Source organism: Streptomyces sp. ME19-01-6 (assembly GCF_033793745.1).
In the GTDB taxonomy this organism is placed as follows: domain Bacteria; phylum Actinomycetota; class Actinomycetes; order Streptomycetales; family Streptomycetaceae; genus Streptomyces.
In genome coordinates this window covers 347,019-371,393 of record NZ_JARAXF010000001.1, presented here as the reverse complement: position 1 = coordinate 371,393, position 24,375 = coordinate 347,019, and the positions used below count along the sequence as shown (strand labels likewise).

The following is a 24,375-nucleotide window of genomic DNA, read 5'->3' as shown; positions in this document are numbered from 1 at the left end:
TCTTCTCACAGGACCTCCGGTTACTTGACGGCTCCACTGGTGATTCCGGAAACGATCTTTCGCTGGGCCACCAGGAACACGGCGACCATGGGCAGGCTCATGACCACCACATAGGCGAAGACCAGATGCCAGTTGTTGAGGTAGAGCTGTGCGCTGGCGACCTTGTAGAGGCCCAGCGGCAGCGTCGCCTTGTCCCCTCCGCCCAGGATGAAGAAGGCGTAGAAGATGTCGCTCCAGGCGTAGAGCATCACCATGATCGTCGCGGTGGCGATCACGGGGCGCAGCAGCGGCAGGATGATCCGCGCGAAGATACGCAGCGGCGAGGCGCCGTCCATCCGCGCGGCCTCCTCCAGCTCCAAGGGGATGGTGCGGATGAAGCCGGTCATGAAGAAGATCGACGTGGACAGGTACATCCCGGTGTAGACGGCGATCATGCCGGGGCGGGTGTTGGCCAGGCCCAGCTGCCGCAGCTCCATGACGATGGTGATCACGGCGGGTGGCAGCAGCAGCCCGCTGATGGTGAGGGCGTACGCGGCCGTCACCAGCCGCCCCCGGCGCCGGGCGAAGACCCAGGCGGCGCCCGCGCCCAGCACCAGGACCAGCACCACCGAGGGCGCCACGACCAGCAGGCTGTTGACGAAGCCGCGCACCATCTCGCCCTCGCTGAGGGCCTTGTCGTAGTTGGCGCCGGGCTGCCAGTGGCCGGGCAGGTCGAGGTTGGGCTTGACGGCCTCGACCTGGGACTTGGCCGAGGTGGCCAGGACCAGCCACAGCGGTACGCCGACGGCGAGCGCCGCGATCAGCAGCACGAGGGCGGGGCGTGCGTACCGCCAGACGCGGGCGGCGGGAGAGACCGGCAGGGTGCGCGCGGTACGCGCGGTAATCGCCGTGGTCACAGCATCTGCTCCCTTCGGCGCAGTCCGATCACGAGGGGGATCGCGACGGCCACGACCACCAGGAAGAGCACCAGGCTCATCGCGGACGCCTGCGCGTACAGGCCCTGTCCGAAGACCCGGAACATGTAGATGTTGAAGACCTCGGTGGAGGCCGCCGGGCCGCCGCCGGTGGTCGCCTGCACGATGTCGAAGGTGTTCATCGAACCGATCAGCGCGGTGGTCACGTTGAAGGTGACCGCGGGCGCGAGCATCGGGAAGCGGATCGACCAGAAGGTCCGCCAGGCGCCGGCGCCGTCGACCTTGGCCGCCTCCAGCATGTCGCCGGGGATGCCCTTGAGCCCGGCGAGGTAGATGAGCATGGCCAGCCCCATCCACTTCCACCCGTGGATGGCGCTGACCAGCACCATCGTCCAGGTGGTGGAGCCCAGCCACGGGATGTCCGTGCCCAGGAGCTGGTTGACCGCGCCGTCCTGGTCGAGCAGCGCCTGGAAGACATAGCCGACGGCGAGCGCCGAGATCAGGACGGGCAGGAAGAACACCGCGCGGAAGAACCGGTTGAAGCGGGTGTCCTGCTCCAGCAGCAGGGCCAGCACCAGCCCGAAGACGTTCTGGAAGAGCGCCGCGAGCACCGCGTACACCAAGGTGGTGCGGATGGCGCGGAGCAGCGAGCCGTCGTCGGCGATGGTGGTGAAGTTGTCGAGCCCGGCGAAGGAGATGTCGGGGTGGTACGCCGACCAGTTGGTGAACGGGTAGAAGAAGTTCAGCAGGTTCGGCAGCAGGAAGAAGCCCGCGAAGACCACCACGGCCGGCAGCGCGAACCACCAGGGGTGGTGCACGGCTGCTCTGGGCAGCCGCCCCACGCTCTTCCGTTGCCCGGCCCCTTTGCCTCCGCCCCCGGCGGCCCGGGCGCGTGTTCGTACGGCGGTGTCTGCCACGGCTGGCCCTCCTCGCTCAGAAACCCGGAGCGCCCTGGGCCTTGGCCACCTGGGCGAACTGGTCCTGCACCCACGTGGCGACCTGCTTCGGCGACTTCTTGCCGTAGATCATGTCGGCCAGGGCGAGGTGCAGATCGGGGGCGACGATGGCCTTGGCCTGGAACACGCCGATGGCCTTCGGCAACGCGGCGACCTGGTCCTTGGCGGTCTGCGGCAGCCCGTGGGGGGTCGGTACGGACGGCTCGACGGACGGGATCTTCATCGTCTTGATGTAGTCGGCGTAGTCGGGGCCGAGCCAGAAGGCGAGGAACTGGCGGGCCGCGTTCTGCCGCTTCTCGTCACCGGTCTTGAAGGCGACGACGCCGTTCGTCTGGTCCGGGGAGTACAGGCCGTCGGCGCTGGAGTTGGCGACGGGGAACCAGCCGAGCTTCTTGTCGATCTCGGCGGTGCTGTGCTTGGCCTGGATCTGGGTCTGGAAGGACGTGACGTTGAGGACCATGCCCGCGTCGCCGTTCCAGAGGGCGTCCGCGGAGTCGGTGAAGGTCCCGGTCCGGTAGTTCTTCTGGGCGAGCCCGGCGCCGAGCAGCTTGTCCTTGTAGGTGGTGATGGCCTTGACGACGGTCGGGTCGGTCCACTTGTTCTCGTTCTTGTTCAGCCCTTCCCACCATTGCTTGTCCAGGTCGGTCAGCTGCACCTGGACCTGCCACTGCAGCGGCCACTTGTCGCCGCCCACCTCGTAGAAGGGCGCCGTGCCCGGCACCTTGTCCTTGATGCGGTGGCCGAGGGCGAGCAGTTCCTCGTAGCTCTTGGGGAAGTCCTTCTCGGCGATGCCGGCCTTCTTGAAGACGTCCTTGTTGTAGTAGACGCCGAGCATGGCGGGGCTGGTGACGATGGCGGCGTAGCGCTTGCCGTCGATCACGCCCAGGCTCTTCTCGGTGTCGCCGAGCTTCGACTCCCAGGGCTCTCCGTCCAGGGTGAGCAGATTCCGCTGCGGCTGGATGAAGGGGAGGGTGGAGATGCTGGGCTGCCAGAACATCAGGTCCGGCCGGTCGCCCGCGGCGAGCTTGGTCGGGACGTTCTGCTCGTAGAGGTCGGGGATGGGCTGGACGTCGACCTTGGCGCCGGTGGCCTTCTCGAACGCCTGGATGACCTGCTTGGGGGCGTTGACCGTGTTCTGCGCGGTCCACATCGTCAGCTTGACGCCGTCGAGCCGGGCCGTGGGGTCGACCTTCGTCTTGGCCGCGCCGCCCGTGTCGTCGCCGCCCGCGGAGGTCGCGTCGCTGCAGGCGGTGGCGGTCAGGGCGGTGGCGCATATCAGCGCGAGGGCGGGGAGGACTCTTCTCATCGCGGTTCTCTGCCTCACTGCGTCGTCGGAGTGTGGGGGTGGGGCGGGGCGAGGGGTGTACAGGGAGTGGGGGTTGAGGGCAAGGGAAGGCGTGGCGCTCACGGTGGCGGGCCGGAGCTCTCGCGGACGATCAGCTCGGGTACGGACACGGGGTGCGGGGCGACCGGCTCGGCCTGTTCGACCAGCCCGTACAGCAGCCCGAAGGCGGCCCGGCCCAGCCCCGTGAAGTCCAGCCGGACGGTGGTCAGGGAGGGGGTGAGGTACGCGGAGTGCGGCGCGTCGTCGAATCCGGCCACGCTCACCTCGCCGGGGATCGCCCGGCCCGCCTCGTGCAACGCGCGGATCACGCCGAGCGCCAGGTCGTCGTTGCCGCACAGGATCGCGGTGACCGACGGGTCGCGGGCCAGCTTCCACCCCGCCTGGTAGCCGCTGGCCGGGTCCCAGCTTCCCGCCACCGGCCGCGGTTCCGGCGCTCCGGCCTCGCGCAGCGCGTCCCGCCAGCCCGCGGTGCGCTGGCCGGTGCGGCGGGTGCTGGAGGGGATCGCGACGTAGTGCACGGTCCGGTGGCCGAGGCCCAGCAGATGGCGGGTGGCGGCGCGGGCCGCCTCCCGGTCGTCGGTCCACACCCAGGGGCGGTGCTCGCCGGGCGGGCTCGCGGGGGTCTCCACCACGCCCACCACCGGCAGCTCCTCGGGGATCGCCTCCAGAGCCCGTACGCCCGCGGTGTCGTACGCCATCACGATCAGCCCGCCGCCGGTGTCGGCCGCGCGCTGCACCTCGGCGCGTACGGCCGCCTCGTCGGCGGCCTCCAGGACACCGATCCCGACCGCGTAGGAGGAGGCGCGGGCGGCCTCCTCGATGCCCTGCAGGGTCGCGGCGTAGCCGTAGTGCGTGGTGTTGGCGGTCAGCACGGTGACTGAACGCACCCGCCCGCTGGCCAGCGCGAGGGCGGTGGCGCTGCGGCGGAAACCCAGCTCCTCGATGACGGCGAGCACGCGCTCGCGGGTCGACGGCTTGACGCTCGGATGGTTGTTGATCACCCGGGAGACCGTCTGGTGGGAGACTCCCGCCGCCGTCGCCACATCGCGGATTCCTGGCCGCCTTGTGTGACCGGTCACATTCATGCCAGGATTGTGACCGGTCACATAGGGGTCGTCAAGAGAACGCAACGGGGAATCACAGAACGCACCAGGAGGGCACACCTTGACCGGTACGGCATCCGCAGCAGAAGCAGAAGCGGCGTCAGGCGGCGCCGGACAGGCGTTCGCTTGGGGCCACGCGGGGCTCACCGCCCACTTCGCGACGGACCCCGACGGGGTGGTACGGCTCGTGCGACTGGCGGTTCCCGAAGGCGGCAGGGACGGCAGCGGGGACGCCGCCGCCCCCGCCGGCCGCTCCGCCGACGGTCCCCACACCGCCCCGCTGCCGCTCGTGGAGGTGCTGGCCCTCGGATACGGCAGCGAGTGGTCCGGGCAGCGCGGCATCGAGACCGCGCTGGGCGCCCGGCTGCGCTACCGGGGCCACCGGGCCGTACGGGACGACGAGGACCGGCACCGGCTGACGATCGACCTCCACGACCCCGACTCCGGCCTGACCGCCGAGGTCCGGCTGTCCTCCCCCGACGGGCTGCCGGCGCTGCGCGGCGAGGTCCGGCTCACCAACGAGGGCACCGCTCCGCTGGTCGTCCAGGCCGTCACCAGCCTCACCCTCGGCGGGCTGCCCTCCCCCGACGCGCTCGACGTGCACGTGGCCCGTAACGACTGGCTCGCCGAGTGCCGTTGGACGAGCGAGCCCCTGCGCACCCGGATCGTCGACCTCAACCGGGACGCCCACCAGCACGACAGCCGCGCCGCCCGCACCCTCCACAGCCGCGGCAGCTGGCCGTCCGACGGCCACCTGCCCATGGGCGCGCTGACCGACCGCACCACAGGCGACGCGTGGCTATGGCAGATCGAGTCGCCGACCGGCTGGCGGTGGGAGACCGGAGAACGGGCTCATGGCAGCTACGCCGCGCTCCACGGGCCGACCGACGCCGAACACCAGTGGCGCGAACACCTTGCCCCCGGCGCGTCGTTCACCACCGTCCCCGCCACGCTGGCGCTCGCCCGGGGCGGCGGCCTCGACGAAGCCGTGGCCCACCTCACCGCCTACCGCCGGGCCACCCGGCGCCCGCACCCGGACCACACCACCCTGCCCGTGGTGTTCAACGACTACATGAACACCCTCATGGGCGACCCCACCACCGAGCGCCTGCTGCCGCTGATCGCCGCCGCCGCCGAGGCCGGGGCGGAGTACTTCTGCATCGACTCCGGCTGGTACGACGACGACGCACAGGGCTGGTGGGACAGCGTCGGCGCCTGGCAGCCCTCGACCCGCCGCTTCCCCGGCGGCGGCATCCAGGCCGTACTGGACCACATCCGCTCACACGGCATGGTCCCGGGGCTGTGGCTGGAGCCCGAGGTCGTCGGCGTCCGCAGCCCGGTCGCCGCCGAACTGCCCGACGACGCCTTCTTCCAGCGCGACGGGATCCGCCTCACCGAACACGGCCGCCACCACCTCGATCTGCGCCACCCGGCCGCCCGCGCCCACCTCGACAAGACCATCGACCGCATCGCCGGCGAGTGGGGGGTGGGCTACCTCAAGCTCGACTACAACATCAGCATCGCGCCCGGCACCGACTGGCACCCCGAGACCGGCCGCACCGCCCCCGGCGCGGGTCTCCTCGCCCACGCCCGCGCCTACCAGGACTGGCTGGCCACCGCGCTCGACCGCCACCCCGGGCTCGTCATCGAGAACTGCGCCTCGGGCGGGATGCGCATGGACTGGTCCTCGCTGGCCGTCACCCAGCTGCAGTCCACCAGCGACCAGCAGGACCTCCTCCGCTACCCGCCCATCGCCGCCTCGGCGCCCACGGCGGTGCCACCGGAGCAGGGCGCGGTATGGGCCTACCCGCAGCCCGCATTCACCGACGACGAGATCGACTTCACCCTGGCGGGCGCCCTGCTGGGCCGCGTCCACCTCTCCGGCCACCTCGACCGGATGTCACCGCCACAGCTGGCCCGGGTGCGGGCGGCTGTCGCGGCGTATCGGCGGCTGCGGGGCGATCTGGCCACGGGGGTGCCGTTCTGGCCGCTGGGGCTGCCGGGGTGGGACGACGCCTGGGTGGCGCTGGGGGTACGCGGTGGTGAGGCGACCTATGTGACGGTGTGGCGCCGGGAGGGCGGCCCGGCGGACTGCGTTCTCCCGCTCGGGCACTTGGCAGGCCGTGAGGTGGAGGTCGAGGTGCTGCACCCGGCTGCCGCGTCGGGTGGCGAGGCGCGGTGGGACGCGGGGCGGGGCGAGTTGGCCGTGGCGCTGCCCCGTACGCCGATGGCACTGCTGCTCCGGCTGACGCCCGCCGGCTAGAGGCGCTCCCGGCGGTTCTGACTCCGGTTCCGCCTCGGTTCCGCCTCGGTTCTGACTCCGGTTCCGCCTCGGTTCCGCCTCGGTTCCGCCTCGGTTCCGCCTCCCCGGAAAGTCGCCGAACGTCACCGGACGGGCTGCCTCGCGCCGCCCGTCCGGCGTCGGTTTTCCGCCGGCCCGGCCCCGGCCCTTCCCCTGTTGGGAACGTCGGCTACGTCAGTCGCCGCCGCCTCCACCGCCACAGCCACTCCCGCAGGAGGCATGGCCGGAGCCGGAGTGGGAGCCCCAGTCCGAACCCGAGCCCGAACCCCCATCCGAGCCCGTGTCGTCCTCATCCTCGTACGCCAGCTCGAAGGCCCTGCCCATCTGAAGCAGACTCGGGCTGGAATACGGCACCGCTCTGACAGCGGAGCGCAACCGCCTGTCCGGAAGGGCGGCAGGGCCGTCGAAAACATACGCGGGAAGTGCCCCCTCCTCCTTGGCCGACTCCAACTCCCGTTCACCCGCGGGGGTGAGGCGCCGCCGGGAGCGGCTGAGCAGGCCGTACGAGGCGAGTCGGCGCCCGATCCCCTTGACCTCCGGGCCGGACAGCACCTTGGCTGTCGCGGGCAACGTGTACTTTCCGATCGGGTGACACAGCTCGATGAGCGCGCGCTCAACCGGGTGGTCGGCCGGTTTCCCGGCCCTGAGCGCCCGCACCCGACGACCGGCGAGCTTGATGGCACCGCGCTCGCGCAGCGTGATGAGGGCGGTCTGGACCACGCCTCGCGGACCGCCCGCCAAGTAAGCGATGTCGTAGATGTCCAGTGTCCGCGGCGCCGCCGACTCGCGGCGCCGAAATATCGTCCGCACAGGAATGCCCCCGTCCATCCCACCCATTCCTTTACCGCCAGTATGTCCGGCCGTCGGCCCGTGAATCCGGGCCGACGCCACTCCAGAGGAAGACTTGGCCTGGCGGCGGCGCAGCCAACCGCGCAGGGCCGCATCAGGGCTGCCTGTTCGTTGGGGAGAGGGTGTCCATTCGAGGTAGTTGTGGGGTGGGTTGGTGTAGGTGTGGCCGGTGGGCGCGGTCCATGTGGTGATCCCGGTGTCGGCATCCCGGGTGACCCGCCAACCGGGATGGCGGGTCTTCATCAGGTGATGCCGCCGACACAGCGGGCCCAGGTTCTCGGGAACGGTTTGTCCCCCAGCCTGTGGGGTGTAGCGACTGAAGGGTTGGATGTGGTCGAGGTCGCAGCGGTGGGCGGGCATCTGGCAGCTGGGGAAGGTGCACCGGCCGTCCCGGGCGATCACATGCCGCTCCGTCTCGGCGGTGGGCTTGTACGTCGTCAGATCCGTTTTGACGAGCATCCCGGTCTTGGGCTCGATGATCAGCCGCCGCCAGATCGTCCCCTTGGCGAACGCGATCTCCCGCGCCTGCCCCGCGGTGATCGGCCCGTACCCCTTGAGTCGCGCGGGCTCCTCACTCTCCCCGATCAGGACACGGCACGATGGCGCCCGCCCCTTCCTCCCTGTTGCCGTCCGCTTTGCGCCGCAGGCGCGAGACGGAACCCGCACCCGCCGAAACCGAATGCCGCCCAACGGAGCCCAGGAAGCCCGCAGCACGGCGGAGGGCTCAACGGCTGACGGCAAAGAGCTCAATACCGTGAGGGACGGCGAAGGAGGCTCCGGCTCTCCACCGACCCTCGCACCCGAGAGCAGTTGGAGCCTGCGGGCTATCCCGGTTCGGGTCGGACCCGGACGACATCGCAGACCATCGCCCCGATCGTCGACTTCATGTTGTGGCGCAGCTGGTCCAGCCGCCCCTGAAGGATCGCCGTGGCGTTGGCGGGGTCGGCGCGTACGGCCGCGCGGGCTCCGCTGTCGCCCGGGCCGTGGGTGAACGACTGGCGAACCACTGTCTGTTCGGGCCGCACAGCGGGGCGCAGATCATAGCGCCAGGCGGCGAAGGGTTCATGTGTCTCCGGGTCGCCGCCGTACACGTCCCAGCCGAACGAGTACGGCGGATCGGCGGCGGTGACCACGCACAGCACCTGCGTGACCAGGCCGTTCGGGAACCGGTTGCGGGCCTCGTACCGCGCGCCGACCGCCGGTTCGGTCCAGCCGTCCAGCCAGGCCGCGTAGGTGCACTCCGGGCTCCAGTCGCCGTATCGCGAGAGGTTCGTGATCGCGGACCAGACCTCATCGACAGTCAGGTCGACGAGCAGTTCGACCTCGGTGTGGGCGCCGGTGACGCCCAAGTCTTCATCCATGTGGGTATAGACCGGCCGGGTGCCGGAAACTCATCGCGGCGCGCGGACAGTGCTGGGACAGCACCCGCCGTGGACGGCATCAGAGTTCGACGGGTGAGGCAGCCAGGTCGAGCTCGACCCAGACTTCCTTGCCCACGGTCCGCTCGCGTACGCCCCAGCGGGTGGCCAGCGCGCGGACGATGAGCAGCCCGCGCCCGAATTTGTCGTCGGGGGTGGGGCGGCGCGGCCGGGGGAGGCGTTCGCCCTTGGCGTCGGATGCGGCGATGCGCAGGCGGTCTTTTGGTGAGGGTGAGGGACACGGAAGTTGCGCCCCGGGACGCTGCCGTGCCCTTCCTTGGCTCGCGGGCGCAGCGGTGGAGGTGGTGCGTCGAGGTAGCCACCAACGCGCCCGACACCGTCGCGATACGGGACTCCAAGCACCCGGAAGGACCGATACTCGGCGTGCCGCCCGCCGCGTGGGCGGCCTTCCGGGCCGCCGTCGCCGACGGGCGGCTCGCGTAGCACACGAGCCACGAAGGGCCGCACCGCGCGGGCGAGGGGTCCGTTGTCCCGGGTAAAGTGCCTGAACCCAGGGCCTTTACAAGAGCGAGCCAGCTGGTGGTCTGTTGGCCCTGGACCGTGGTTGGGACCAAACGGGGGTGGCCGTGACACGGAACGCGCAACCGGGCCAGGTGATTGGAGGCCGCTACCGGCTGGTCTCCGACCTTGGCTCAGGAGGATTCGGGCGGGTCTGGAAGGCTCACGACGAGACCCTGCGCATCGACGTGGCGGTCAAGGAGCTGTGGCTGCCCACGTCGGTGTCGGAGGCCGAGCAGGCCGAACGGCTGGCGCGCGCCGAGCGTGAGGCCCGCAACGCCGCCCGGCTGCGCGACCACCCGAACATCGTCGCGGTCCACGATGTCGTCATCGACAACGACCGCCCCTGGATCGTCATGCGACTGGTCGACGGCTGCTCGCTGGAGAAGCGTCTCGCCGAGCACGGACCGCTGTCGGCGGAGGAAGCGGCGAACGTCGCCGAGCGGCTGCTGCTGGCACTCGGCGCGGCACACGACGCGGGAATCGTGCATCGCGACGTCAAACCGGCCAACGTCATGCTCGCCTCGAATGGCGATGTCCTGCTCACCGATTTCGGGATCGCGGTCCACCATTCCGACACCGCCCTGACCGCCACAGGGGCGATCATCGGCTCAGTGGAGTACATGGCCCCCGAACGGGTACGTGGCACCGACGGGCTGGCCTCCAGCGACCTGTTCTCCCTCGGGGTGACGCTGTACCAGGCCGTCGAGGGCGTCTCGCCGTTCCGCCGCGACACCCCCACCGGATCGCTGACCGCCGTCCTGTTCGACCAGGCGCCACCGCCCCGGCGAGCCGGACCGCTCGCACCGCTCATCACGAAGCTCTTGGAGAAGGACCCGGACCTGCGTCCGACCGTCCCGGCGGCCCTGGCCTCGCTCCGTTCGCCGCTGACGGACATGACCACGCAAACCGCTCGCCGCCCGCCCGAGACCGTCACCATCACCTCACAGTCCAGCGCTGTCACTTCACGGCCCCGGCGCAGGGCAGGGGCGCTCGTCGCCGCGGGCGCCTTGGTTTTGGCCTGCGTCGTGACCGGCCTGGTACTGAAGTGGCCGTTCGGGGATTCGGATTCCGATGGCAAGGCCGCCGATAAGAACGTGGGCACCAGTACCCATGGCGGCACGGTCGGCCTGGCGATGCCGACCAAGTCCTCCGAGCGGTGGACAACCGACGGCGAGGCCATGAAGAAGCAGTTCGAGGCCAAGGGCTACAAGGTCGACCTCCAGTACGGCAACGGCGACGTCAGCCGGCAGGTCTCGCAGATCGAGAACATGATCGACAATGGGCACAAGCTGCTGGTGGTCGCCCCGATCGACGGCATCGCCCTGGGCGATGTGCTCGAGCGGGCCAAGAAGGCGGGCATCAAAATCATCGCGTACGACCGGCCGTTGCTGAACACCGACGGGGTCGACTACTACGTCAGCTTCGACAACCGCGAGGCCGGCCGGCTACAGGGCGACTACATCGTCCACAAGCTGGGGCTCGACAGGGGCGAGAAGGGCCCGTTCAACGTCGAGCTGTTCGCCGGTTCCGCCGAAGACCCGAACACGCCGTACTTCTTCGACGGTGCGATGGACGAGCTCAAGCCGTACATCGACAAGCACCAGATCGTGGTCCGCAGCGGCCAGACCGAGCTCAATCAGCTCACCACCCTTCGCTGGGACGGCGCTGCCGCCCAGAAGCGGATGAACGAGCTGCTCAGCGAGTCGTACACCAAGGCCAGGGTCGACGCGGTGCTCTCGCCGTACGACGGCATGTCCCTCGGCATCGTCTCCGCGCTCAGGGGCGCCGGTTACGGCGGCGAGGACCGGCCGTATCCGATCGTCACCGGGCAGGACGCGGAGCTCGCCTCGGTCAAGTCGATCAACAAGGGCGAGCAGGCGCAGACCGTCTACAAGGACAGCCGCAGGCTCGCCAAGGCCGCTGTACGGATGGGCGACGCGATAATGACGGGCGGCAAGCCGAAGGTCAACGACACCACGTCGTACGACAACCACGAGAAGGCGGTCCCGTCCTATCTGCTCCAGCCGGTGAACATCGACAAGTCCAACACCCGGATTCTGGTGGCCGACGGCTACTACACCGCGGCCGAGCTGGAAGAGTAGGCGCCCCCCTGCGCACCGGCCGCCATCACCCGGCCAGCCACTGGTCGTACGCCAGCTTGCAGACCAGCGAGACCACGACGACCACCAGCACCCCCCGTACGAACCCGCTCCCCCGCTTCAGCGCCATCCGCGCGCCCAGCATCCCGCCGCCCAGGTTGAAGAGCGCGAGCAGCGCCGCCATGCGCCACAGGACCGTGCCCTGGACGGCGAAGGTGACCAGCGCGCCGAAGTTGGTGCAGACGTTGACGACCTTGGCCGTGGCGGAGGCGGTGACCAGGGTCATATGGAGGGTGGCGACGAGGGCGATGACGAGGAAGGTGCCGGTGCCGGGGCCGATGAGGCCGTCGTAGAAGCCGATGCCGAGGCCGATGGCGAGGATCGCGGCCAGGACGCGCTGCCGGCTCACGGGGCCCGACGGGGCCGGGGCGGTGCCGAAGGCCGGGCGGAGGAGGACGAACGCGAGGACGGCCAGCAGGACCACCATGATCAGCGGACGCAGCACGGCGCTGTTGATGCCGGAGGCGAGAAAGGCGCCCGCGAGGGAGCCGGCGACGGCGGCGGCGCCTATGCGCGTGGCGAGCCGTATGTCGATCGGGGTGTTGCGGGTGTAGGTGATGGCCGCGCCGGTCGTGCCGACGATGGCGATCGCCTTGTTGGTGCCGAGGATGTAGGTGGGCTGGTAGTGCGGCAGTCCGACCAGCATGGCGGGCAGCAGGAGGAGGCCCCCGCCTCCCACTACGGCGTCGATCCAGCCGGCCCCGGCCGCGGCCAGGCAGAGCAGGAGCAACGTCACCAGCGATATGTCAGGCATGGCCGGCAGCCTAGCCAGTGCGATGCGCCAGAAATCCTGCGGTCCGGCTGCGCTCTGTTGTGTCGGCGCTCGGCCCGGCCTTGGATGGTGGGTGCCGCCCTGCCGGCGCTTACCGACGGTGTACGCCCTTCTCGTGCGGAGCGGGGACGGGGAAGTAGGCGTTGAGGAACGGCCCGAGGAGGGCCTGTTGTGCGTCGATGTCCTGCTCGCCGGAGACGGTGTCGTTGAGGCAGAACACCTGGCGGTCCCGGCGCGCCAGCAATCTGGCGAGTCGTGTCGCGGTGTCCGGGTGGGACAGGTCCAGGTAGGCGTAGCGGAGGCTGCCGGGGACCGCGCGGGCTGTGTGGAAGGCGTAGTAGTGGTGGAGCGAGGAGGCGACGGACAGATCGTCCATGCTGCGGAACGCGTTGCCCGCGGTAGCCCGGTGGCGGTCGGCGTAGACGGTCTCGATCTCTTCCAGGACGCTGCGCCGCAGCGGGTGCGGAGTGTGCTTCATTTTCTGAGTGATCACGGAGCCGAAGCGGGCTTGGAGCACTGCCCGGTTGTTCTTCCCGGCGACCGAGACCGGCACGTCCTGGCTCGACGGCTCGCCGGGCGGGAGCAGCGCGGGGGAGGGGAAGAACTTGGTCAGCCCATTGGCGTGGAAGAAGTCCTGCGGGGTGGTGGGCCGGCCGAGGAAGACATCGTCGTTGAAGTAGAGGAAGTGTTCGGACAGGCCGTCGATGTGGTGCAACTGGCTTTCGATGGCGTGTGAGTTGAAGGTCGGCAGCACGCTCGGATCGGCGAAGATCTCCTTGTGGCTGACCACCTGGAGCCCTGGGGCGTCCGGGTCGAGCCAGGACGGTATCTGGTCGTCGGTCACCAGGTACACGGTGCGGATCCAGGGCGCGTTCTGGTGCAGGGAACGCAGTGAGTATCGCAGCTCGTCGCGGCTGATGAACCGCGCCGCGTTCGCGGCCTCCTCGTGGTACGCCTCCCCTGCTGCCTCGGCCCGGCGGCGCAGCCAGGCCGGGTCCTGGCCGTCGACCCAGGTGTAGACCACGTCGATGGGGAACCGGATGTCGTCCGGCCGGGGCGCGGTGAACTCCCGGCGGGTGCGTACTTCGGGCAGCGGGCGGCCCTCGGTCGGCGCGAGCCGGGTGAACACCGAGTCGGAGATTTGCTGCGGCGCATCGCTACGGGGCACCTGATCGGTCACCCGGTTCGGGCGGGGAGCGAGTAGCCGGTCTTCGTCTGCCGGCCAGAACTCCACGTCGCAGCCGTGTTCGGGGCCCAGCACCAGCCGGCCGGTGGGGTCGCTGTGGTACCAGGTCATGCGGATGACCTCCGCCGTGGCGAGCCTCTGCCAGGAGGCGGGGGCGAAGCCGGGCTCGGAGGTGCGGGGCGTACGGGTCCGCCGGTCCATGGCGGAGACATAGCCGGGCAGGTTCGCACAGAGTTCGGCCAGGGCCTGGTGGACACGGGGACGGTCCTCGGCCGGTGTCGCGACGACGGCGGAGCCGTCCCGGCTGCCGCGCACACAGAAGTAGTCCACGTGCGCCGCGTCCAGGGCCCGGCACACCGCTGCGAGGTTGTCGCCGCGCGCCTGCAGCGGCGAGACGGCCTGGCGGACCAGGGCGACCTTGGGGACGCCGCGCACGCTGTGCAGCGCCCGGTCCGGGCCGGTGAGCAGGTCCTTGAGGCGCCGCAGTTCGCGGGCGGCCCGCACTCGGCCCACGCCGGACGAGGTCGTCGGGAGGGCAGCGAGGCGCCGCTTGACCTGCCTGCGCACCTCGGGGGAGAACCGCTGGGCGAGCGCTCGGCGCGTGCTCACCGGAAGACTCCGCCGGTAGACGCCGACCCACCAGGACGTTTCGGGGTTCCGCTGGACGAGCGCCGCCGCGTGGGCGCTCCACGGCGACTCCTCGGACGGCGCCGCCCCCGGCACAGATTGCTTCTTCACGTGTCCCGACCTTTCGAACCGATGAGCATGTGCTGCCGGATCAGGCGTCGACGTCGACGGAACCGCAGAAGACACAGGTGTGGAAGCCGTCCCCGGAGGCCTCCGACAGCTGTATCCGGCCACAGTCGTCGCAATGGCGGACGGGCCGGTCCGCCGCTTCGTGGAATACGTCGTCGGCCGGCGCGGGGAACCCCGTCCGGACCCGAACCCGGCTGGTCAGACGGGTCAGCGCGGCCATCGGGCAACGGAAGACGAACACCGCGGACACCTCTCGTCGCACAGACCGGTCACCCTTACTGGCCCGATGGGTGGAAAAGCGTTCGCGGGCACCACGGATCACCGCCATCCGGGCACCACCGGACGGACCCAGGCCTGGGACCGCCGGCCATGAGCGGTCCGGCGTGCGGCACACGGCCGCGCGCTACTTCGCCCTCGGGGTCGCCGGGACGGTCTTGGCGCGGCATTCCTTGACCGGGAACTTCTTCCATGCCTGGTCGGTGCCCTTGACCACGAGGACCCGGCACTTGCCCGTCTTGTCCGGGAAGGGCGGGAAGGGCGGGAAGGGGCACATCATCGTGCGGATCGGCCCGTCGGTAACGGTCTCCGCCGCAATCAGCTTGCCGGGCTTGGCCGCCTCGGTGACCTTGGTGGCCTCGGCGTCCCGGACCGCCTCGTCGAGCTCGACGGCCTTGGCGGCCGGAACGGGCCTGCCGTCCGTGACCACGCAGGCTTTGGGCCCCATGGCCGTGATCACCGCGTCGGCCCCCCTTCGAGGCGGTGTGCGACGGGCCGGCGGCCGAGGCTGCGGCCGTGGCCCCCAGCGTCAGGACGCCGACGGCGGCGGCGAGCACGACGCCTCGGCGCCTCGTGGCGGTAGAGCCGCAGCGAGTCACAAGTGTCTCCTTACGCAGGGCGGTGGTGACCGGCGGACGCTCGATCCGTCGGTGCACCCACCGTGGCGTACCGACGCTGAGTCCTCGCTGAAGGCTCTTCAGCGGAGGCTCAGCTTGTGCGTGCCATGCTGCTCCCGTGCGCATTCTCGTGGTGGAAGACGACCTCCGGCTCCGCGAACTCCTCAAGGAAGGCCTGGAGCAGGAGGGTTTCACCGTTGAGACGGCCGGCGACGGGCGCGGTGGCCTGGCGCTCGCTCGGAGCACCGAGTACGCGGCGATCGTGCTGGATGTGATGCTGCCCGGGCTGTCCGGCTATCAGGTCTGCTCCCGGCTGCGGGAGGCCGGCGTCTGGACGCCGATCCTGATGCTGACCGCCAAGGACGGCGAGTACGACGAGGCCGACGGGCTCGATGTCGGCGCGGACGACTACCTGACCAAGCCGTTCTCCTACGTCGTCCTGATCGCGCGAGTGCGGGCCCTGGTGCGGCGCGGCGGCCTGGACCGCCCCGAGGTGCTGGAGCTGGGTGATCTGAGGCTGGAGCCAGCGGCCCTGGCCTGTAGCCGCGGGAACGCGGGCATCACGCTGACGGCCAAGGAGTTCGCCGTACTGGAGTGCCTGGCCCGCCGCGCCGGACAGGTGGTCTCCAAGACCGAGATCGTGCACACCGTCTGGGACACCGCCTACGAGGGCGGGGCCAATCTCGTCGAGGTCTACATCAGAACCCTGCGCCGCAAGATCGACGTGCCGTACGGCAGGCAGGCGATCCGCACGATACGGGGCGCGGGGTATCTGCTGGCCCGCGACGGGGGGTGAGAGCGGCATGAGCCCGCTGACCGGGATGAGTGTCCGCGCCAAGGCCACGTCGGCCGCCGTCGGCACCGTCACCCTCGCCATAGCGTTGTGCATGCTGGCCCTGGTGCTGGTCATGCGGCAGAACCTGCGCGACAGCGCGGAGGCGGACGCCAAGCACACCGCCGTCAGTGTCGCGGCCCAACTGACCAAGTCCGGGAAGATGTGGCAGGCGGACAAGGCGGTGGTCGTCACGCCCCCATCGGTGGTCGCGGCCCAACTGACCAAGTCCGGGAAGATGTGGCAGGCGGACAAGGCGGTGGTCGTCACGCCCCCATCGGTGACCATCAAGGAGGCGACGGGACAGGCGATCGGTCGTCCGGCGAAAGCCCCGTGGCGCGGCACGTTCGACAGCCAGGCACCCACCGTCCTCTCCGTGGGGAACCACACGCCGTACAGCGTGGACGTCGCCCCCTCGACCACCGCCCTCGACAACGCCACCCGGCTGCTGCTGCGCCAGGTCGCCCCTGCGGCCGCCGGGCTCGTGCTGTTCGTGGCGGCCCTCACCTGGCTGCTGGTCGGCCGCGCCCTGCGCCCGGTGGCCGCCATACGAGAGGAGTTCACGGAGATCACCGAACGCGATCTGCACCGCCGCGTCCCGGTGCCCAAGGCGCGCGACGAGATCTCCCGGCTGGCGCGGACCATGAACGCCACACTGGACCGGCTGCACCAGGCCATGACCCGGCAGCGCCAGTTCGTCGCGGACGCCTCCCACGAGCTGCGCAGCCCCATCGCGGCCGTACGGACCCAGCTCGAACTCGCCCTGGCCCGCCCCTCGCGGACGGACTGGCCGACCGCCGCGCACAAGGCCCTCCAGGACACCGAGCGCCTCCAGGCCGTCGCCTCCGACCTGCTGCTGCTCGCCAGACTCGACGCCCAGGAGGCGCCGCCCCGCTCCCCCGTGGACCTCGCGGCGCTGGCGGCGGAGGAGGTACGGCTCCATCCCGGCACGGTGGTGGCCTGCGCGGACGCCTCCGGCGAGGACGCCGGACAGGCTGCCGCCGCCGTCGTGCACGGCAGCCGCGTACAGCTCTCCCGGCTGCTCACCAACCTCACCGACAACGCCCGCAGACACGCGCGCACGACCGTCTCGATCGGTGTCGCGGTCCGCGACGGCAGGGTCGAACTCTCCGTGGACGACGACGGCCCCGGCATCCCCGAACCCGACCGCGAGCGCGTCTTCGAGCGCTTCACCCGGTTGGACGACGCCCGCGCCCGGCAGGACGGCGGCACCGGCCTCGGCCTCGCGATCGCCAAGGACATCGCGCACGCCCACGGCGGCACCCTGACCCTCCACACCAGCCCCCGGGGAGGGGCCCGGGTGCTGCTGAGGCTGCCGTGTCAGATGCGACTTTGACAACAACCGGAACAGACTGATCAGTTGGTCAGTAGTATCTGCCCGTTCTTGGCCGCGTCGCGGGTGGAGGTATACGAAGGTGTTGTCGGGGACGGCGGGAGTCATCGCCGTCGCATCCGCTCTGCTGGTGCTGACGTCGCTGCTGGGCTCGTTATGGGTCGCCAGGCTGCGCAAAGCGGTCGCCGGGGCGCGTACGGCGGCCGAGCGGGAGCGGGCCGCCGCCGCTGAGGCGCGGGCCGAAGCGGAGCGGGAGCGGGCCGCCGCGGAGCGCGAGCGGGCCGCCGCGGCCGAGCGGGGCGAAGAGGTGGCGCGGCTGGCCGCCGTACGGGCCGAGTTGGACGAGGCGGCCCGCCGGGAGCGGAGCCTGCGCGACTCCGTACAGGCGTCGTTCGAGTCCGTGGCCAGGAACGTGCACGCCATGGCGGTGGTGCAGCAGCAGGTGCTCGACGGCCTCGAACAGCGCATCAGCGAGGCGGCGGTGATGGCCGAGGTGATGAAGGCCGACCACGCCGCGGCCCAGATGACCCGCAAGGCGCAGACCCTGATGGTGATGTGCGGGATCTGGCCCGCGCGGCGCGAGACCCGGCCGGTGACGCTCTTCGACTGCGTGCGCGGCGCGCAGTCGCGGATCGTGGAGTTCGGGCGGGTGGATGTGCACGGCGGCCAGACGCTGTACGTGATGGCGCCCGTGGTTGAGGGGCTGATGCACGCGGTCGCCGAACTGCTGGAGAACGCCACGGTCTTCTCCCCCTCGCGCACCCAGGTCGCGGTCTCCATCCGGGAGGTCGCCGCGGGCGCGGTCATCGAGATCGACGACGCGGGGCTCGGTATGCCGCCCGAGGTGCTGGAGCAGGCCGTCGCCCAGCTCCAGGACGGGCTGGACCTGGCGCAGCTGGGGGCGGTGCCGCGGCTGGGCCTCGCGTGTGTCGGGCGGTGGTCGCGGGAGCTGGGCTTCGGCGTGGAGCTGTCGACGGCCTCGGCGTACGGCGGGACGCGGGTGGTGGTCTTCGTACCGCACCGGCTGCTGGGCGGGAGCGCCGAGCCGGTCGTGAACGCGGAGCCGGTCGTCGTCGAGCCCGTGACCGTCCCGGCCGCACCCGCGACCGCACCCGCCGGGACCGAGTCCGGGGCCGGTGTTGATTCCGGCTCCGGGGCCGGGCTGCCGCAGCGGCGCAACCGCCGCCGTACGAACCCGAAGGCGCCCAGAGCCGAGGCGCACGTCCCCGACCCCGGTTCCGCCGCATCCACCGGTGACCCGTGGACCCCCGAGGCCGCTCGCGCCTCCATCGCCAGCATCGTCTCCGGCACCCGTCGCGGGCGCGCGGAGGTGGCTAAGTCCGACCGACAGGACCGAGCAGATCGAGAAGGAGGCCGGTAGTGGCCGGAACCATATCCAGGCTGCCGGACGTTGGATGGATGCTGCGTCCGCTGACGCAGATCCCGGGCGTGCGACACGCCGTCGTCGTCTCGGAGGACGGTCTGCGCATGGGACACGGCTCCGCCGAGGGGCTGACGGGGGACGTGCCCCGGCTGGACGTGGCGGAGGCCGAGTCGCTGGCCGCTGCCTGCGCGGCGCTCACGGTGACCGGCCAGTCCACCGCGGCACTGTTATTCGGGGACGACGCGGGGGTGCGGCAGCTGATGGTCGAGTCCGACAAGGGCTTCGTCCTGTTCACCTCGGCCGGCCAGGGGACGTCCCTGGGCGTGGCCACCGATATGGAAGCGGATGTCGGTCTGGTCGCCCAGCAGATGCAGCTGCTGGTGGCGAAGATCGGCGCCCATCTGAGCAGCCGTCCTCGGGAGCCGATGAACCCGACGTCATGACCGAGCCCCGCGAGGAACGGACCACCCCGGCCGTGCGGCCCTACGTGATCACACGTGGCCGCGCGGGTTCCTCACGGGACGACCTGCCGTGGGAGACGCTGGTCATGGCCTCGGGGAGCGTGCCGCCTCCGGATCTGCAGCCTGAGTACCGGCGGATCGTCGACTTCTGCCAGGGTCTGCTGTCGGTGGCGGAGGCGGCCGCGCACCTCGGCCAGCCGCCGGCCGTGGTGCAGGTGCTGCTGGCAGATCTCATCGAGTGGGGGCACATCGTGGCGCGCCCGCCCGTCCGGGCCGCCGAGCGTGCCGATAGGGACTTGCTGAGGAAGGTGCTCGATGGGCTTGAGAGCAAGCTCTGAGATCTCGGACGGGGCGGACGGGACGGACGGCACGGACGATGCGGACGGCGCCGATGACATGGACGGCGTGCACGGCGTGAACGGCATGGACGACGAAGACGGCGAGGGTGGCGGGGACAACGTGGACGACATGAAGGACGCGGACGACTCGGCCGACGCGGACGATCTGGCCGGGACACCCGTCATGTACGTGCAGTCCAGCGTGTCCGGCGCGGCCAAGATCCTCGTCGTCGGCCCCATGGGCGTCGGCAAGACCACGCTGATCGGCACGGTCTCGGAGATCAAGCCGCTGTCCACCGAGGCGACCATGACCCAGGCGGGCGCCCGGCTCGACACCGCCGTACGGCCGTCCAAGATCACGACCACGGTGGCCCTGGACTTCGGGCGGATCACGCTCGGCGGGGAGTTGGTGCTCTACCTGTTCGGCACGCCGGGTCAGCAGCGTTTCCTCCCCGCGTGGAAGGACCTGGCGCGCGGCGCCCTGGGCGCGCTCGCGCTGGTCGACACCCGCGATCTGGAGGCCTCCTTCGACGCCATCGGGCATCTGGAGGACCTGGACGTCCCCTTCTCCGTCGCGGTCAACGCCTTCCCCGACAGCGTGCTGCACAGCGAGGACGATCTGCGCTCCGCGCTCGACCTGCTCCCCCATACGCCGCTCGTCATCTGCGACGCGCGGGAGCACCAGTCCTCGGTCAAGGCGCTGATCTCGCTGGTCACCCACCTCATAGAGACCGTCTCGGAGGCATCATGACGGCCGGTGGGGCGGACGGTGGGGCGATCGGCGCGCTGCCGGCTCCGGTGCCGCTGTACGGGCCGACGCTGGACGGCGACATGCCCGCGCTGTACGAGCGGATGCGCCGCGAGCACGGCCCGGTCGTGCCCGTCGCCATCACGCCCGGCGTCGAGGCGTGGCTGGTGCTCGGCCATCGCGAACTGCTCCATCTGACCCGCGACGAGCAGTACTTCTCCCACGACCCCAGGCGCTGGACCCCGCTGCGCGACGGCCGGGTGCCACCCGATTCGCCGCTGATCCCGCTGGTCGGCTGGCGCCCGGCGCTTCTGTTCGCCGACGGCCGGCAGCACCGCCGGATGCGCTCGGCGGTCGCCGAGGCGCTGGGCCGGCTCGACGGCCACGAGCTGATCCGCATGGTGCGGTCCACCGCCGAGCGGCTCATCGCCGGGTTCGCGGACCGGCATGAGGCGGATCTGGTGCCGCAGTACGCGCGGATGCTCCCGCTGCAGGTCGTCACCCAGATCCTGGGCCTCGACGAGGAGCGCGGGCCGCGGCTGGTCGAGGCGATCGCCGCCATCGTCAACCCCACTGCCGCCGCCACCGGCGCCAACCGGCGCATGGGCGGCATCCTGCTGGAGCTGATCGAGCAGAAGAAGCGGCGGCCGGGCGCGGATGTGACCTCCTGGCTGCTGGAGCACCCGGTCGGCCTCAGCGACCAGGAAGTCCTGCACAACCTCGTAGTGATCATCGTGGCGGGGAACCAGACGACTGTGAACTGGATCGCCGACACCGTTCGGATCCTCCTCACCGACCCGGGCTTCCGCTCCTCGCTGGCCCGCGGGCACCTCACGGTCGACGACGCGCTGGACCTGGTGCTGTGGCGCTATCCGCCCACCGCCAACTTCCCCGGCCGCTACGCCACCCGCGATCTGCGCTTCGGCGGGCAGCACATCCGCTCCGGGGACATGCTCATCCTGGGCCTGGCGGGGGCGAACGCCGACCCCGAGGTGCTGCCCGAGGACGGCCGGCCGGTCGTCGGCAACCGCTCGCACCTCGCCTTCGGCGCCGGCCCGCACACCTGCCCGGCGCGGGACCCGGCGCGGCTGATCACCCGGACCGCCGTGGACACGCTCAGGCACCGGCTGCCCGACCTCGAACTCGCCGTACCGGAGGACCAACTCGCCTGGATCACCTCGCCCTGGTCCAAGAACCTGGCCGGGCTGCCGGCGCGGTTCACCGCCCCGCAGCTCGCGGCGGGCGCGGCGACGGCCACCCACACGGCAGACCCAGGAGGCTCACGATGACCGACGGCCGACGCCCCGTAACGCACGCCGAGCCCGCCCCTCACCACCCGGCCGCCCCGCACCGGCTGGACCCCACCGGGGCCGGCCAGCACGCGGTCAACGAACGGCTGCGGGAGCGCGGGGCCGCGGTCCCGGTCCTGCTGCCCGGCGACGTCACGGCCTACGCCGTCACCCGGCACGAGGAGCTCAAGGACTTCACCACCCACCCCGAAGTCGCCAAGAACGCCCGGCACTTCGCCGCGCTGCGGGACGGAGAGATCCCGCCCGGCTGGCCGCTGGCGACCTTCGCCACCGTACGGGGCATGACCACCGCCGACGGCGCGGACCACAAGCGGCTGCGCTCCCTGGTCACGCGGGCCTTCACCCCGCGCCGGGTGGAGGCGCTGCGCCCCGCCGTCGAGGAGCTTGCCACCTCCCTCCTGGACCGGCTGGCCGAGGCCGCCGCCGCGGCCCCCGACGGCGTCGTCGACCTGCGCCGCCACTTCGCGCTGCCGCTGCCCATGGGCGTGATCTGCCGGCTGCTCGGCGTCGACCCCGAGCACCAGGAGCGGCTGCACGCCCTCTCGAACGACATCGTCGGCACCAGGACCGCCCCCGAGCGGGCGCTGGCCGCCAACCGCGAGATGCCGGCCATCCTGGCCCAGGTGGTCGCCGCCCGGCTGCGCTCCCCCGGCGACGACCTGACCAGCGCGTTGATAGCCGCGAGGGACGTCCGCGACGGGGAGGAGAACGGCGACCGGCTCAGCGAGGAAGAACTCATCGGCACGCTGCTGCTGATGATCATCGCCGGGCACGAGACCACGCTCAACCTGATCACCAACGCCGTGCGGGCGCTGTGCGCCCACCGCGACCAGCTGGAGCTGGTGCGTTCGGGCAAGGCGTCCTGGGGCGATGTGGTCGAGGAGACCCTGCGCTACGACAGCCCCGTCAGCTTCTTCCCCTTCCGCTACCCGACCCGCGACCTGACCGTCGGCGGCACGGTGATCCCCCGGGGCGCCCCCGTCCTCGTCTCGTACACCTCCGCCGGACGCGACCCCCGCGCCCACGGCGCGGACGCCGACCGCTTCGACATCACCCGCCACACCCGCCCGGACGCCGCCCGCCATCTGTCCTTCGGCCACGGCTCGCACTACTGCGTCGGCGCGCCGCTGGCCCGTATGGAGGCCACGATCGCCCTCGACGCACTGTTCACCCGCTTCCCGGGGCTGGACCTGGCCGTCCCCGACGAGGAGCTCGTCCCGCACCCCAGCTTCGTCGGAAACAGCCCCCAGGAGCTTCCGCTGCGGCTCGGCGGCGTGCGGCCCGCGGCTCACAGCGGCTGAAGGGGCGCGCTGAGGGCAGCGTTGCTTCAGGGAAACGGCGGTGATGCGGTCGGGTAACAGGCACCACGCACGCTTCCTGCATGAGGTCGAACAGGGAACCGGGCAGCGGCCGGCGGGTGGTGATCGTCGGCGGCGGCATGGCCGGAACGCGGCTGGCGCAGCAGCTCGCCGCGATGTCCGCCGAGAGCGCCGAGGGCGCCGACAGTGCCGTCGAGGTGACGGTCATCGGCGAGGAGCCGCACTTGGCGTACAACCGTGTGCTGCTCGCCGAGGTCCTCGCCGGGCGGTACACCCCGGATGTCATCGCCCTCCCGGCCCCCGCCGCGGTCCGCCGGATCAGCGGCGTACGCGTGGTCCGGCTCGACCGTGACCCGGGGGAAGTGGTGTGCGACGACGGACGCCGCGTCCCGTACGACTCGCTGGTGCTGGCCACCGGCTCCAACCCGGTGCTGCCCCCGCTGCGCGGGCTCTTCGAGCCCCACGGCCACGACCTGCCGGACGGTGTCCACGCCTTCCGGACCATGGACGACTGCCTGGCCCTCGCCGCGGCCGTCCGCCCCGGCGTCCGCGCCGTCGTCATCGGCGGCGGCCTGCTCGGCGTCTCCGCGGCGCGGGCCCTGGCCCAGCGCGGCGCGCAGGTCGTCCTCGCCCACCAGGGCGAACACCTCATGGAACGGCAGCTGGACACGGGGGCCGCGCAGATGCTGCGGAGCCATGTGGAGGCGCTGGGCGTGGAGGTCCACACGGAGTGCCGGGTGCGGGGCCTGCGCACGCGGACCTCCAACGGAGGAAAGGCCGACGGCGGCGGGCGCGCCGTGAGCGCCGTGGAACTGGCGGACGGATACGCGCTGGACGCCGACCTCGTCATCCTCGCCTGCGGCGCCCGCCCCCGCGTGGGCCTGGCCCACGCGGCCGGGCTCGACGTGGCGCGCGGCGTCGTCGTGGACGACCAGCTGCGCACCAGCGACCCGCGGATCTTCGCGATCGGCGACTGCGCCGAACACGACGGCGTCCTCTACGGCCTGGCCGGCCCGGCCCAAGACCAGGCGGACACGCTGGCGCACGTTGTGGGCAATCGTGCCGCAGAGGGGGCACCTCCCAGCGGTAGCTGGGGGAAGAACCGGTGGGCACAACCCGGCCACCGGGCCGCACACGGCGGCGATACCCGGCCCCGCTACTCGGGAAGCCGCACCCTCACGCGGCTCACGCTCGCGTCCGCGTCCGCGGCGAACCCGCTCGATCTCGCCTCGTTCGGCGAGACCACCCCCGCCCCCGGCGATGACGTCGTGCATCTGACCGACGCCACGCGGAACGCGTACCGCAAGGTCGTGGTCCGCGGGGACCGCCTGGTCGGGGGCATTCTGCTCGGCGATCTCGGCAGCGTCGGCGCGCTCGCCCGCACCTGGGAGGGTGACGAGCCGCTCCCCTCCGCCCCCTTGCTCCACCTGCTGACCAACGATGGAGGCTCCTGA

General features: G+C 71.3%; 22 protein-coding genes and 1 pseudogene. 13 read left to right on the top strand and 10 right to left on the bottom strand.

Annotated features, from left to right (window positions below; translation table 11 throughout):
* Positions 1-20: 20 nt before the first annotated feature.
* From PV419_RS01675 to PV419_RS01660, 4 genes are all read right to left on the bottom strand, one after another.
* Positions 21-896: a carbohydrate ABC transporter permease gene (locus tag PV419_RS01675; protein WP_415925206.1), complete on the bottom strand. Its 876-nt coding sequence runs from the start codon at positions 894-896 to the stop codon at positions 21-23.
* Positions 893-1,831 carry a carbohydrate ABC transporter permease gene (locus tag PV419_RS01670; RefSeq protein WP_415925205.1) on the bottom strand — a complete coding sequence of 313 codons (939 nt, stop codon included), beginning with the start codon at positions 1,829-1,831 and terminating at the stop codon, positions 893-895. The genes PV419_RS01675 and PV419_RS01670 overlap by 4 nt, the downstream gene beginning before the upstream one ends.
* A gap of 16 nt (positions 1,832-1,847) precedes the next feature.
* The gene (locus PV419_RS01665) at positions 1,848-3,176 is read right to left on the bottom strand and encodes an ABC transporter substrate-binding protein (protein ID WP_319685800.1); all 1,329 of its coding nucleotides are present in this window, start codon (positions 3,174-3,176) and stop codon (positions 1,848-1,850) included.
* 98 nt (positions 3,177-3,274) lie between these two features.
* A complete protein-coding gene (locus tag PV419_RS01660) occupies positions 3,275-4,300 on the bottom strand; it encodes a LacI family DNA-binding transcriptional regulator (RefSeq protein WP_319685799.1) in 1,026 nt (341 codons plus the stop codon).
* 79 nt (positions 4,301-4,379) lie between these two features.
* Between PV419_RS01660 and PV419_RS01655 the strand changes: the two genes are divergently transcribed.
* Positions 4,380-6,581, top strand: coding sequence for an alpha-galactosidase (locus PV419_RS01655; RefSeq protein WP_319685798.1), 2,202 nt, complete (start codon positions 4,380-4,382; stop codon positions 6,579-6,581).
* A gap of 213 nt (positions 6,582-6,794) precedes the next feature.
* Here PV419_RS01655 and PV419_RS01650 read toward each other — a convergent pair whose 3' ends face one another.
* The gene (locus PV419_RS01650) at positions 6,795-8,135 is read right to left on the bottom strand and encodes a TIGR04222 domain-containing membrane protein (RefSeq protein WP_319685797.1); all 1,341 of its coding nucleotides are present in this window, start codon (positions 8,133-8,135) and stop codon (positions 6,795-6,797) included.
* A gap of 158 nt (positions 8,136-8,293) precedes the next feature.
* The gene (locus PV419_RS01645; RefSeq protein WP_319685796.1) at positions 8,294-8,830 is read right to left on the bottom strand and encodes an SRPBCC family protein; all 537 of its coding nucleotides are present in this window, start codon (positions 8,828-8,830) and stop codon (positions 8,294-8,296) included.
* Positions 8,831-9,154: 324 nt separating this feature from the next.
* Between PV419_RS01645 and PV419_RS01640 the strand changes: the two genes are divergently transcribed.
* The 3 genes and pseudogenes from PV419_RS01640 to chvE all read left to right on the top strand — a co-directional run bounded on the left by PV419_RS01640 (position 9,155) and on the right by chvE (position 11,511).
* Positions 9,155-9,331, top strand: coding sequence for a DUF397 domain-containing protein (locus PV419_RS01640; RefSeq protein ID WP_319685795.1), 177 nt, complete (start codon positions 9,155-9,157; stop codon positions 9,329-9,331).
* A gap of 137 nt (positions 9,332-9,468) precedes the next feature.
* Positions 9,469-10,266 (top strand): annotated as a pseudogene (locus PV419_RS01635) (serine/threonine-protein kinase); the annotation flags it as partial.
* A 78-nt stretch (positions 10,267-10,344) separates the two neighbouring features.
* Entirely contained in the window at positions 10,345-11,511 is a 1,167-nt protein-coding gene (gene chvE / locus PV419_RS01630) for a multiple monosaccharide ABC transporter substrate-binding protein (RefSeq protein WP_415925219.1), read from the top strand.
* A 25-nt stretch (positions 11,512-11,536) separates the two neighbouring features.
* On the opposite strand, the gene PV419_RS01625 is transcribed toward chvE, so the two are convergent.
* The 4 genes from PV419_RS01625 to PV419_RS01610 form a co-directional block, all read right to left on the bottom strand.
* Positions 11,537-12,322: a sulfite exporter TauE/SafE family protein gene (locus PV419_RS01625; protein WP_319685794.1), complete on the bottom strand. Its 786-nt coding sequence runs from the start codon at positions 12,320-12,322 to the stop codon at positions 11,537-11,539.
* A gap of 109 nt (positions 12,323-12,431) precedes the next feature.
* Positions 12,432-14,264 carry a stealth family protein gene (locus PV419_RS01620; RefSeq protein ID WP_319685793.1) on the bottom strand — a complete coding sequence of 611 codons (1,833 nt, stop codon included), beginning with the start codon at positions 14,262-14,264 and terminating at the stop codon, positions 12,432-12,434.
* A gap of 40 nt (positions 14,265-14,304) precedes the next feature.
* On the bottom strand, positions 14,305-14,502 hold the full coding sequence (locus PV419_RS01615; protein WP_319685792.1) for a hypothetical protein: 198 nt from the start codon (positions 14,500-14,502) through the stop codon (positions 14,305-14,307).
* Positions 14,503-14,685: 183 nt separating this feature from the next.
* A complete protein-coding gene (locus PV419_RS01610; RefSeq protein ID WP_319685791.1) occupies positions 14,686-15,018 on the bottom strand; it encodes a hypothetical protein in 333 nt (110 codons plus the stop codon).
* A gap of 275 nt (positions 15,019-15,293) precedes the next feature.
* Between PV419_RS01610 and PV419_RS01605 the strand changes: the two genes are divergently transcribed.
* From PV419_RS01605 to PV419_RS01565, 9 genes are all read left to right on the top strand, one after another.
* Complete coding sequence (locus PV419_RS01605; protein WP_319685790.1) at positions 15,294-15,971, top strand: response regulator transcription factor; 678 nt, start codon at positions 15,294-15,296, stop codon at positions 15,969-15,971.
* Positions 15,972-15,978: 7 nt separating this feature from the next.
* Complete coding sequence (locus PV419_RS01600; protein ID WP_319685789.1) at positions 15,979-17,364, top strand: HAMP domain-containing sensor histidine kinase; 1,386 nt, start codon at positions 15,979-15,981, stop codon at positions 17,362-17,364.
* Between the two features lie 79 nt (positions 17,365-17,443).
* Positions 17,444-18,742, top strand: a complete 1,299-nt coding sequence (locus PV419_RS01595) for an ATP-binding protein (RefSeq protein WP_319685788.1) — start codon at positions 17,444-17,446, stop codon at positions 18,740-18,742.
* A complete protein-coding gene (locus PV419_RS01590) occupies positions 18,742-19,188 on the top strand; it encodes a roadblock/LC7 domain-containing protein (protein ID WP_319685787.1) in 447 nt (148 codons plus the stop codon). The genes PV419_RS01595 and PV419_RS01590 overlap by 1 nt, the downstream gene beginning before the upstream one ends.
* Complete coding sequence (locus PV419_RS01585; RefSeq protein WP_319685786.1) at positions 19,185-19,544, top strand: DUF742 domain-containing protein; 360 nt, start codon at positions 19,185-19,187, stop codon at positions 19,542-19,544. The genes PV419_RS01590 and PV419_RS01585 overlap by 4 nt, the downstream gene beginning before the upstream one ends.
* A gap of 130 nt (positions 19,545-19,674) precedes the next feature.
* Complete coding sequence (locus PV419_RS01580) at positions 19,675-20,295, top strand: GTP-binding protein (protein WP_319686194.1); 621 nt, start codon at positions 19,675-19,677, stop codon at positions 20,293-20,295.
* Complete coding sequence (locus PV419_RS01575) at positions 20,292-21,581, top strand: cytochrome P450 (protein WP_319685785.1); 1,290 nt, start codon at positions 20,292-20,294, stop codon at positions 21,579-21,581. Before PV419_RS01580 ends, PV419_RS01575 begins: the two co-directional genes overlap by 4 nt.
* Positions 21,578-22,903 (top strand): cytochrome P450, encoded by a 1,326-nt coding sequence (locus PV419_RS01570; protein ID WP_319685784.1) that lies wholly within the window; start codon positions 21,578-21,580, stop codon positions 22,901-22,903. Before PV419_RS01575 ends, PV419_RS01570 begins: the two co-directional genes overlap by 4 nt.
* 80 nt (positions 22,904-22,983) lie before the next feature.
* Entirely contained in the window at positions 22,984-24,375 is a 1,392-nt protein-coding gene (locus PV419_RS01565) for an NAD(P)/FAD-dependent oxidoreductase (protein WP_319685783.1), read from the top strand.